Here is an 11,783-nt window from a genome sequence, read left to right as displayed (position 1 = left end):
AAACACTTGTATTCGAGGCTAGATAAGGTTAACTTTTATGTGACACAGGTCAGACCACAATAATTCCTGTGAATCAGATCAATAATAAATAAGCTATTTTCTGCCTATAAAATAGCTTTAAGGAGAAGTACAGTGACCACCCTACTTTGGATCATCGCGATGATCTTTGTGCTCGGCGCGATGGCATACCTTCGTGTATCGCTATTATCGACAACAATTGCAGCAGCAATTGTGATGGTCGTTGGCAGCACATTGGACATTATTGGTGTCATTTCATGGATAGTATTCCTTGTTATCGCACTACCTTTAAACATTAAATCTTTCAGACAAAACTACATCAGTCGTCCACTGTTGAAAATTTATCGTGGCATTATGCCTGAGATGTCTTCTACCGAAAAAGAAGCCATTGAAGCAGGTACAACGTGGTGGGAAGCTGATTTGTTTGCAGGTAATCCTAACTGGAGCAAGCTTCACAACTATCCAAAAGCGCGCTTAAGTGCCGAAGAACAAGCATTCTTAGACGGCCCTGTTGAAGAAGTGTGTAAAATGATTAACCAACATCAGGTTTCGCATGAATTAGGCGATCTTCCACAGGATGTTTGGCAGTACCTAAAAGACAATGGCTTCTTTGCCATGATCATTAAGAAAAAGTACGGCGGTTTAGAGTATTCTGCTTATGCGCAATCTTGCGTGCTACAAAAACTGGCTGGTGTGAGCAGTGAACTCGCTTCAACAGTGGGTGTACCTAACTCTTTAGGTCCTGGTGAACTGTTACAACACTATGGTACAAAAGAGCAACAAGACCACTACCTCCCTCGCCTAGCGCAAGGTTTAGAAGTACCTTGTTTTGCATTAACTAGCCCAGAAGCGGGTAGCGACGCAGGTTCTATTCCCGATTTTGGTGTGGTATGTAAAGGTGAGTTCCAAGGCGAAGAAGTACTTGGTATGAAGCTAACGTGGAACAAGCGTTACATTACTCTAGCACCTGTTGCGACAGTATTAGGCTTAGCCTTTAAATTGCGTGACCCTGAGCAGTTATTAGGTGATAAAGAAGAATTAGGCATCACTTGTGCGCTTATTCCAACTGATATTCCAGGTGTTGAAACTGGCCGTCGTCATTTCCCATTAAACTGTATGTTCCAAAATGGTCCAACTCGCGGTAATGAAGTCTTTGTACCGTTAAGCTTCATCATTGGTGGTCCAGAAATGGCCGGCCAAGGTTGGAGAATGCTAGTTGAGTGTTTATCTGTTGGTCGTGGTATCACCCTGCCGTCAAACTCAGCCGGTGGCGTTAAAACCGCTGCGGTAGCAACAGGCGCTTATGCGCGTATTCGTCGTCAGTTTAAGTTACCTATTGGTAAGTTAGAAGGCATCGAAGAGCCAATGGCACGTATTGGTGGTAATGCTTACCTTATGGATGCCGTGTCAACATTGACTACGACTGCAATTGATTTAGGTGAAAAACCATCGGTCATTTCTGCCATCGTTAAGTACCACTTAACAGACAGAATGCAAAAATGTGTTATTGATGCAATGGACATTCACGGCGGTAAAGGCGTGTGTCTTGGCCCCAATAACTACTTGGGCCGTGGCTATCAAGCTGCACCAATTGCCATTACGGTAGAAGGCGCAAACATTCTAACCCGTTCAATGATTATTTATGGTCAAGGCGCCATCCGCTGTCATCCATATGTATTAGCCGAAATGGAATCTGCATTTGATACTGATGCTAGCCGTGGTTTAGATAACTTTGACTCAGCCATCTTTGGTCATATTGGTTTTGCAACGTCTAACTTTATTCGTAGCTTCTGGATGGGGGTCACCTCGTCTTACTTCACCAATAGCCCATACTCAGATAAAACCAAACGTTATTATCAACAGATGAACCGTTTCAGTGCTAACTTAGCACTACTGTCTGATTTAGCCATGGCAACCTTAGGTGGCAACCTTAAGCGTAAAGAGCGTATTTCTGCCCGTTTAGGTGACTTACTAAGCCAGCTATACCTGACTTCTGCTACGTTGAAGCGATATCAAGATGATGGTCGTTTAACTGAAGATTTGCCCTTAGTACAATGGGCAGTAGAAGATTCGTTATACAAGTTACAAGATTCATTAGATGACTTGCTTAACAACTTCCCAATGGGTCTTGGCATTGCATTACGTGCCGTTATCTTCCCATTTGGTCGTCCGATTAAACGCCCTAGTGATGTATTAGATCACAAAGTGGCTAAGATCATGCAAACGCCCTGTGCGAGCCGTGACCGTTTAGGTAAAGGCCAGTTCTGGACCCCATCAGAGTTTAATGCTGTGGGTATTCAAGAACAAACCTTTAAAGATATTCTTGCAGCAGAACCACTTTATGACAAAGTTTGTAAAGCTGCAGGTAAACGTCTGCCATTTATGTGGTTAGACAAAGTTGCCGCAGAAGGTAAAGCGCTTGGTGTGTTAAGCGACAGCGAAATTGCTTTACTGGAACGTGCTGAAATTGGTCGTTTAAAATCAATTAACGTTGATGATTTCGATACCGAAGAGCTTCGTGCGCAACTTGCACCTAAAGCAAAGCAAGAAAAAGCAGCCTAGCTGTTCAGGCTAATTAGCCTAACTAAAAAGGGTAAAGCGCAAGCTTTGCCCTTTTTTATCTCTATAGTCTAATGATGTTGGAAGGACAATAATGAAACACTTAAGTGGATTACAACTGATGCAAGCCATGCTAAATGGCGATATCCCTGCCCCGTCAATTAGCGAGACGATTCCGATGCAACCTGTTGCGGTCAGTGAAGGTAAAGTCTCGTTTGATGCCTTTGCCAGTGAGCGCCACCTTAACCCTATGGGCGGTGTACACGGTGGCTTTGCGGCGACAGTATTAGACACGGTTACCGCCTGTGCTGTGCATTCTGCATTGCCAGCCGGTGTGAGTTATTCAACCATCGATTTAAATATAAAAATGGTGCGCCCGGTACCGCAAAATCAGCGTTTAATTGCCAAGGGTAATTTAATGAATTTGTCTAAATCGTTAGGTATTTCAGAAGGCACCTTAACCACTGAAGATGGCAAATTACTCGCAACCGCAACGGCCTCATGTTTGATTTTAAGAGGTTAACATGACCGTTTTTCTTTAAAAATTTCCACCGTTATTTGAGTTGAATTGTTGACTTGTTGATACACTGAATTAATAAGATATAAACGGCAATAAGTTATTTATCATAATGTTACTTGCTGCATCATTATATATGCGTCTCGATTCAATATTTGTGCCAATGCCAAGTACCTTGAAACGGTCATATTTGGCAAGTGAATTTTCATGCTCTTGCCCTGTTTTTTTGACAAGGATCATATTGCAGTTCTTTTTATACTTAAATACATTGCAAACAATACAGCGTTTAAGTAACGTCAATTTCGTAACATATTTGTAAAGAAAGTAAATAATCATGTATGTATACATACTGAATTACATAACACTAAATATGATAAAAACCTTTATCACCCCATTAAAGTCAGAATATGAATTTACATCGCGCCATTGGGTATCTAACTGAACTTTAAAGCCAAATTTATGTGGAATTAACGCCATTAATAAACTATGTATTTTTGTAACAACAAGAACGCTGTATGCACTTAGTACTATGCAGCGCCAGTTGTGCCCATACACACAAATTTGAGGCCTACATGAATATCAAAAAAATCTTTTCGTTTGGCAAAAATAACAACAATACATCTGCGCCGCCAGCGTCAGTGATAAAAAAAATACCCTTAAATAAGCTGAATAGTGTCGACTTTTCGGCCTTGTTTTCGGTCGATGAAATTTCATTAGTTATCGGTTACATTCCACCAGAACTGGATTTTAATCAAATCAGCTCAACATTAACAAACAAGTTAACATTAGCAGAGCGTACTCTTTTGCTACAAACAGCCGGACTTTTTGGCAGTGAATCAGGAGAGGGAGACTTATACAATCTCGTTGATACTAAGTCCATCATGTTACATTTCTTCAGTAAGAGTATTGTTTCAAGTACCAATGCTTTTATCGTTGACATGCACTGCAAGGATTTGATGGAAGGCAAAGTGAACATGAATATAGAGGAGCGCACATCCAAAATGCGTTCTTCAATTGAAGCTAACATCAAACCTACTATAAAGGTCTCTCCAGCTGATACTTTTATTCTTCAATATTTTCCTGGTTTAACAACGAGTGAATCATTTTTTCTTGAGGCATTTGTCACCGCACAGGTTCCGCTAACCTCGATGATTGGTGGTAGTGCCGGAGGCGCATTAGATTTTAAACAATCACAAATTTGTATTGATGGTAAAATTGTTTCCGATAAGGCCGTTAGCATTTATTGTAAACTCGCACCAGAATACCATTACGATATTTTCTCCACGCATAACTTTGAAAAAACAGGTATCAGCTTCGATATTGGGAGCTGCTCTCCAGAAACAAGGACGATAACATCATTTATCAGTAAGCAAGGATTGCTACTAGAAAATCCAATAGACGCATTATGCGCACACTTTAAATGTGCACCAGAAAAACTTGAATCATCATTATCGGGCTATTCGTTTGCAATTGAAATGAAAGGCAGGTTATTTATACGATCGATTATGTCACTTGATTTAATCGCAAAACAAGTAACATTTTACTGTGACTTAAATTTGGGTGAAACACTGCATCTTGTTAAAAGTTCAAACTTCACTACTAAATTAAATCAAGATTACGCAAAGTTTCTCAATGGCCGCAAACTTATAACGTCCATTGCTAATGATTGTATTTTACGCCGATTAAACAATGGGCCTTCACTTAAAGAGGTAAATTGTTTCGATGGTTCGTCAATATCTGGTTTCTCAACATTTGGAGAAGTTTCACACAATTTACACCAAAACCAAACACTAACAGGATTATTTATTTTTAAAGGCGAGTCTTCACAATCTTCATTTGACGATTTCACTCATAATCTCGTTAGTACCCTATCCTATTATTCTCAAGTAAAACAAAAAAAATCTGAAAAAATTGCTGACTTACGGCAAGCAATTATTGAAGAATATGACGGTTATAATGACGTGGTTAAAGCCTCAATGGATAGTTTTGCCTCTATTTCTCGCAGCACCAACGAATCACATCAATATATGTGTTCAGTTGATGATGGCATTGGTGTGTTTGTTCAATCACAAGAAGTGCTGAGTACATTATCAACAGAACTTACCTCGAGTGTAAATGAAATTCAACAAAGTGTGTCAGACGTGTCTCAAGTATTAGATACTATTGGATCATTGTCTAATAACACTAACCTATTGGCATTAAACGCTGCTATTGAAGCCGCTAGAGCCGGAGAAGCTGGCCGAGGTTTTGCCGTAGTAGCCGATGAAGTCCGCTCTCTTGCTAACTCAGTAAATGAAAGTTTAAGTGAAACTGAAAGTAAGTTTTCGATTATGAATGATGCCGTTTCGCAAATAACCCAATGTTCTACAAAACTTGGAACATCCATGGAAGAAAGTGACCATACGATAGAGACGTTAAAAGGTGCCATTATTAGTTTACGTGAAGCATCTGAAACATCCGCCAAAACTGCCGATTTAGGTTTAGATAGAGTGAAGGAAATTGAACGACAAATAAGTAGTATCAATAAGAATATGCAAATGCTGGAGCAACTTTCCAGCTAGTTTTGACGGTTATTGATCCGTTGAGGGTTAGATCCAAGGTAAACAGCTGAATGCGGCAATATGTTCGGTTAATAATCGCAACATGACTTTAATTTAACACCATACTTTGTTTTACATCGGTTAGCATCTAACATACCAATCAATGTCTGACTGGTATGTTATACCAATCCTTATTAGTATGTGATCTATTTTAGGCTGCGTCACTAGAGCCAGTACAATGAAAATGACTGCAGGTGTAGTCATCCTACATCAAAGTCATTTGAAGCCGTAATGGGGTTTGTGACGCCCCCCCCGAAGGACGAATTTATCAGCGTGGTCTTCTTTGTTAGCCTTTCTTAACATAGTGCACTATGCCCTCAAAAGGCTACCTCGAATACCTCACTGATAACTTTCGCTAAAAGAGCAAATGCTAATGCAGATTGGTATTAAACAATTAAACAACAAATTTACTCTTGCTGTAATTCAGCTTCGAGCTGTTTTGCCACCGCTTCTGGTGAACTACTATTACGAGCAAACAGACTGTATGCCACCGGAATAACAATCAAGGTAAAGAAGGTAGCCAATAAAATGCCTGACAACACCACCACACCAATGACAAAGCGAGTTTCTGCCCCCGCACCAGACGCTATGACTAACGGAATGGCGCCAGCTGCAGTGGTGATACCTGTCATTAAAATAGGTCTTAATCGCTGAGAAGAAGCTTGCAAAATGGCTTGTTGAAACTCAACCCCACGGTCTCGAAGTTGGTTAGAGAACTCAACAATTAAAATACCATTTTTAGCGGCCAACCCGACTAACATAATGATGCCGATTTGGCTGTAAATATTGATACTTTGGCCAGTCACCCACAAACCAATTAACGCACCTAAGGTCGCCAAAGGCACCGTAAGCATGATCACCATCGGATGAATGTAGCTTTCAAATTGCGCCGCTAACACTAGAAACACAATGCCCAATGCCAGTAAAAATACAAAGTTCATCGAGTTGCCAGACTCTTGATAATCCAATGATGGTCCTTTATAACTAATAACAGCTTCAGCAGGTAAATAAGTGCTGGCTAGGTTATTAAGATAATCAAGCGCTTCACCTAGGCTGTAATCGGGTGCGAGGTTTGCCTCAAGGGTAATCGAACGCATACGATTATAGCGATTAAGCGAACTGGCATCGGCAAACTCTTCGATTGTCACAAGGTTTGATAACGGAATTAACTCCTGTGAACGGTCAGAGCGCACATAGATATTTTCCATATCAGTGGCAGTGCTTTGATTATCACGATTACCTTCAACTATCACGTCATACTCTTCACCATCGCGCATAAAGGTAGTCACTAGGCGTGACCCTAACATTGACTCTAAAGTACGTCCAAGGTGCGAAATAGACACCCCGAGATCGGCGGCACGTTCACGGTCAATAATGACTCTTAATTGCGGTTTGGTTTCTTGGTAGTCATGATCTAACCCAATGATGTTTTGATTCTCTTTGGCTTTCTCAAGCATGGTGTCTCGCCAATCAGCCAATTCTTCATAACTGGGGCCACCAATCACAAACTGTACTGGTTTACCAACGCCACGCCCAAAGGCTTGCCGCATGATTGGGAACGCTCTTATGCCAGCCAGGTCGGCTAAGCGGGCACGTATATCAACAATGATGTCATTGGCACTACGACGCTCAGCCCAATCCTCTAATACAATAATAGCCATACCATTTGAGAAATCAGCTCCTGCACCAAAACCACGTGGAGCACGGATCAGGAGACGTTTAATATCACCGGCTTCGACCAATGGCATTAAGCGTCCTTCAACTTCATCCATATATTTTTCAATATATTCAAAACTGGCACCTTGGGGACCATTGACAATCAAAAACATCGAACCACGGTCTTCTTGCGGGGCAAACTCTTGCGGCACTTTATTGAGTAAATAGCCACTCAAACCAAAAGCAATTAACACCACAAGCGACACCATAATAGGACGCTTCATCCCAGTATTGAGTGTAATTAAGTACCAGTCAGATAACTTGTCCATCATCTTGTCAACTTGCTTAACTAGCCATGGGTCTTGATCCGCTGGTTTAAGCAATTTAGAACACATCATTGGGGTAAGCGTTAACGCGACAATACTTGAAAATATCACCGCAGCGCTCATGGTCACAGCAAACTCTTTAAATAACTTACCTAAATCACCCTCTAGGAAGGTAATAGGCATAAAGACAGCGACCAGTACTAATGTGGTTGCAACGACGGCAAAGGCCACTTCTCGTGCGCCTAAGAAAGCGGCTTTTAATGGCGAGTCACCTTCTTCGATACGGCGATGAATGTTTTCTAACATCACAATCGCGTCATCAACCACCATACCAATGGCTAAAATCATCGCCAGTAAGGTCAATAAGTTAATGGTATAACCCAAAGCATAAAGCACGATAAACGTTGCCAGTAACGACACTGGTACCGTAATTGCCGGGATTAACATTGCCCGCACAGAACCTAGAAACAGGTAAATCACAATAATGACCAATACCATGGCAATAAACAGGGTTTGATAAACTTCGTCAATCGAGGCTTCAATAAATACCGAGCTATCGTATGAGCGTTTAATTTCCATACCCGCTGGTAATGTAGGGTTAAGTTGATCAACCAAGGCATTCGCGGCACGGGCAACTTCAAGCGTATTCGCCGTTGATTGCTTACTGACACCTAAGCCAATCATGGACTCTTTGTTACCTCTAAAGATAATTCGTTCTTCTTCTGAACCAATTTCTACTTTAGCCACATCGGCAAGTTTAACTAAGTAACCGTCATCGCCTTGAGTGATCACTAGGTTAGAAAAATCTTCAGCTGTTTTGAATACCCGATCGAGTCGAACGGTAAAATGACGATCTTTAGATTCAATAGAACCTGCGGGTAATTCAACGTTTTCCGAACGTAATGCATCTTCAACATCAGATACGGTAAGATTACGTGAAGCCAACGCTTGACGATCAATCCAAATCCGAAGCGCATAAACTTTACCACCGCCTAACCGAAGTGTTGATACACCGTCGATCACCGAAAAACGGTCTACTAAATAACGGTTGGCATAATCGGTCAGTTGTAATGTGTCCATTTGATCAGAGACCAAATTTAGCCACATAATCACTTCATCGCTGCCGTTAGCTTTGTAAATAGACGGTGAATCGGCTTCTTCGGGTAATTGTTCTAACAAACCCGAAACTCTGTCACGTACATCATTAGTCGCGGCTTCAATATCACGATTAATATCAAACTCTATCGTCACGTTTGAACGTCCATCACTGCTTGATGAACTGATTTGGCGAATGCCTTCAACACCACTAATTCTATCTTCAATCAGCTGGGTAATGCGGCTTTCGACTACCGAAGCACTCGCACCACGATAGCTGGTTTCGACCGAGACAATAGGTGGGTCAATATTAGGGTATTCGCGCAGTGGCAATTTTCCGAATGACACTAAGCCTAAAACAATAAGTAAAATGCTGATTACAGATGCAAAAACCGGCCGTTTAACAGACAAGTCAGTTAATATCATGCTGACTTCTCCATATCTTCGACTTGTGCAAATTTAAAGTTTTCTGCTTGTTGAACTTTAACTTCATCACCCGGACGTACTTTTAAGATGCCGCGAATAATCACCTGCTGACCAATATCAAGCCCTTCTGTAATTTCAACCCAACCTCTTGAACGGATCCCTAATGTCACTTGCTGTTGAATCACTTTATTGTCAGCGCCAACGACATAAACAAAGTGTTTGCTTTGAATAGGAATGACCGCGGCTTCAGGCAATAAAAGCGCTTCACGGCTTTGTTTAATCAGCTTCACTTTCATTAACATGCCAGGAAGAAGGCTAAGATCTGAGTTGGGCAACACAGCACGTACAATCACAGCACGTGTTTCTGGGTTAACACGACTGTCTATAGAGGTCACAACCCCTTTAAATATCCGATCTGGATAAGCAACCGCGCTTGCTTCAACGAGTTTTCCAGGTTGAAGCTCTTGAATAAAGCGCTCAGGAACAGAAAAATCTAATTTGATTTTACTCACATCATCTAAAGTGCTGATTTGCTCACCAGGAGTGACTAAACTGCCCATGCTAACCTGACGTAAACCGAGACGGCCTGCAAAAGGCGCTGAAATAATACGATCGTTTAACGCTGCTTTAGCTTGCGCAACTTCGGCACGAGTAGTGTCGATAAGGCTTTGTAAACGGTCACGTTCCAATTCTGCAATGGTTTTACTGCTTACCAGTGAACGAATACGCTCAAGTTCACGGAGGTTTTCAGTTAACTTAACTTCAGCTGCTACCACTTTGGCTTTTTGTTCATCGTTACGTAACCGCACTAACACGGCACCTTTTTTTACGATATCGCCATCATCAAAATTAATTTCATCTACGATTTCAGACACTTTTGATGTCACGATAATCGATTCATATGCCCTTCCGGTACCTAAGGCTTCAACTTCATCACGGATCGGCATCACTTCAACTTTTGCCACCACTACGTTTGGTATCGGTCTTGGCCGTTGGGTTTGAGCCTTTTGAGGCACAAATGAGTTGTAACCCAACAACGCAATGACCACTATCGCGATCAGTAAGAATATTTTTTTCATTGTTTGTCCGTAACCATCCAGGGAAAATGAATATTTATTGTTAATAATAGAGATTGTACTCAGCAAACCGCATGCTTCAAGGCGTTTTACTTGCGCGGTCATATTACGAATTTACATAACAAGTGGTTCACCTTGTTGGCTTACGCAACAAACATACAACTTATGCACAATAAACGCATAAATTGCGCATAAAAATGCATCGAATCTCGTTTAAGGCCAATCATCACAGGTTAACTTGTTACAAATAGCTTACAATAGACACATATTGTGACAATTAGCTTAAAAAAAAAGACGCATCAATGCGTCTTTTTTAACCGACAAACTAAATCACTTAGGGTCTTTGACCGCCCTTCTTACCACCTTCGCCACGCTCTTCACGTTGCACTGGTGCTTGACGTTGTGAACTGTCAGAGATTTTACGATCTTCTTGCATTAAGTCTGAAAGCACTTGGTACACTTCAGTGATCGCTTCATTGTCTAGTTTATTATCTTCTACATCATGCAATAATATTTTTGTTTGCTCAGGGTTATCAGTCTCTTCAAGCAGTAAACGATAGTTGCCCTTTTTCAATGTGAGCTTTTCATCAGACCATAACGAGCTCCAGAAACCGCCGCTTTCTTCTAGACTAATAAAGAATAAGCCTTTGCTGGAGTCCATATCAACCACATCAAAGCCCATTTCGGGTAGTACTATACGTAAACGATTCCAAACGGAATTATAATTCGCATCAGCTAACCAGTATGCTGGGTCATCAACACCACCAGTGATTAAATCAACTTTAATCCCAAGGCTTTGCTTAATACGCGCAGCGCGGATTGCTCTGTCACGCTCAATGCTCATATAGCTAATGGCATTGTTAAGCATATCAGTGGTGTAACGACGTTTGTCGTCACCACTCAGTAAGATTTTTTGATCTTCGCCGTCATAGAATTCTTCATGTTCAAGCAAACTAATTAAAGCACTGCCAGAGCGACCGTGTGGCTTAACATCAATATTATAACGATAACGTTGACGCAAGGTGTAGACTTTATCGCTGCCCCACCAATTAGACTCGATCACTTCTTCGTGTTCAATCCAATCTGTTTCAATCACACCTGATTCGTAATCTTCAGCACGAATAGCCATATTGTTATGCGACAAGTAGCCTTTGATAACATCAAATATTTCTTGCTTAAGATCAGTAGTACTTTCAATTGAATCAATTACAACACGAATGTTGTCACTTGTTTCTTCAATATGAGTGCCTTCAGCCATTGGCAGTACTTGTAGTGGTGCACGGATATCCAGTCTTTTTCCAATTAACGATTTATCAACCTTAACCCCTACAGATGGAATATCATATTCCTTGCTGTAAGTCGGTGTATTTAATCCTTCAGGTATCGTTAATTTTGGTGTTGTTTCGGCATTGATAAACTCATCAGAGCCATTCGCCTGACGACGTTCAATTGGGGTACTGCAAGCTGAAACAGCTGCAACAAGAAGTAACGGAGTGACTTTCTTTAACAT

At 41.2% G+C, this 11,783-nt stretch carries 5 protein-coding genes and 1 pseudogene; 3 read left to right on the top strand and 3 right to left on the bottom strand.

Translation table 11 applies throughout. The features are described 5' to 3' along the window. The first annotated feature begins 132 nt into the window (after positions 1-132). The 3 genes from fadE (at position 133) to PQR79_RS04000 (ending at position 5,655) form a co-directional block, all read left to right on the top strand. The gene (fadE, locus tag PQR79_RS04010; protein ID WP_238103993.1) at positions 133-2,580 is read left to right on the top strand and encodes an acyl-CoA dehydrogenase FadE; all 2,448 of its coding nucleotides are present in this window, start codon (positions 133-135) and stop codon (positions 2,578-2,580) included. A 91-nt stretch (positions 2,581-2,671) separates the two neighbouring features. After that, the gene (locus PQR79_RS04005) at positions 2,672-3,100 is read left to right on the top strand and encodes a PaaI family thioesterase (protein WP_238103994.1); all 429 of its coding nucleotides are present in this window, start codon (positions 2,672-2,674) and stop codon (positions 3,098-3,100) included. 566 nt (positions 3,101-3,666) lie between these two features. Further along, positions 3,667-5,655: a methyl-accepting chemotaxis protein gene (locus PQR79_RS04000; RefSeq protein ID WP_238103996.1), complete on the top strand. Its 1,989-nt coding sequence runs from the start codon at positions 3,667-3,669 to the stop codon at positions 5,653-5,655. A gap of 446 nt (positions 5,656-6,101) precedes the next feature. Here PQR79_RS04000 and PQR79_RS03995 read toward each other — a convergent pair whose 3' ends face one another. From PQR79_RS03995 to bamC, 3 genes and pseudogenes are all read right to left on the bottom strand, one after another. Beyond that, positions 6,102-9,197: an efflux RND transporter permease subunit gene (locus PQR79_RS03995; RefSeq protein ID WP_238103997.1), complete on the bottom strand. Its 3,096-nt coding sequence runs from the start codon at positions 9,195-9,197 to the stop codon at positions 6,102-6,104. Beyond that, the gene (locus PQR79_RS03990) at positions 9,194-10,276 is read right to left on the bottom strand and encodes an efflux RND transporter periplasmic adaptor subunit (RefSeq protein ID WP_238104189.1); all 1,083 of its coding nucleotides are present in this window, start codon (positions 10,274-10,276) and stop codon (positions 9,194-9,196) included. The genes PQR79_RS03995 and PQR79_RS03990 overlap by 4 nt, the downstream gene beginning before the upstream one ends. Positions 10,277-10,688: 412 nt before the next feature. Continuing rightward, positions 10,689-11,783: pseudogene (gene bamC, locus PQR79_RS03985) on the bottom strand (NlpB/DapX family lipoprotein); the annotation flags it as partial.

This window comes from Shewanella metallivivens (assembly GCF_028750675.1).
Lineage (GTDB): Bacteria > Pseudomonadota > Gammaproteobacteria > Enterobacterales > Shewanellaceae > Shewanella > Shewanella metallivivens.
The sequence above is the reverse complement of the archived record's forward strand: the minus strand, read 5'-3'. Positions and strand labels throughout refer to the sequence as shown.

Coding starts and splice junctions, on each gene's coding strand:
- PQR79_RS04000 (WP_238103996.1), top strand. CDS start 3,667: ATGAATATCAAAAAAATCTTTTCGTTTGGCAAAAATAACAACAATACA.
- PQR79_RS03995 (WP_238103997.1), bottom strand. CDS start 9,197: ATGATATTAACTGACTTGTCTGTTAAACGGCCGGTTTTTGCATCTGTA.
- PQR79_RS04005 (WP_238103994.1), top strand. CDS start 2,672: ATGAAACACTTAAGTGGATTACAACTGATGCAAGCCATGCTAAATGGC.
- PQR79_RS03990 (WP_238104189.1), bottom strand. CDS start 10,276: ATGAAAAAAATATTCTTACTGATCGCGATAGTGGTCATTGCGTTGTTG.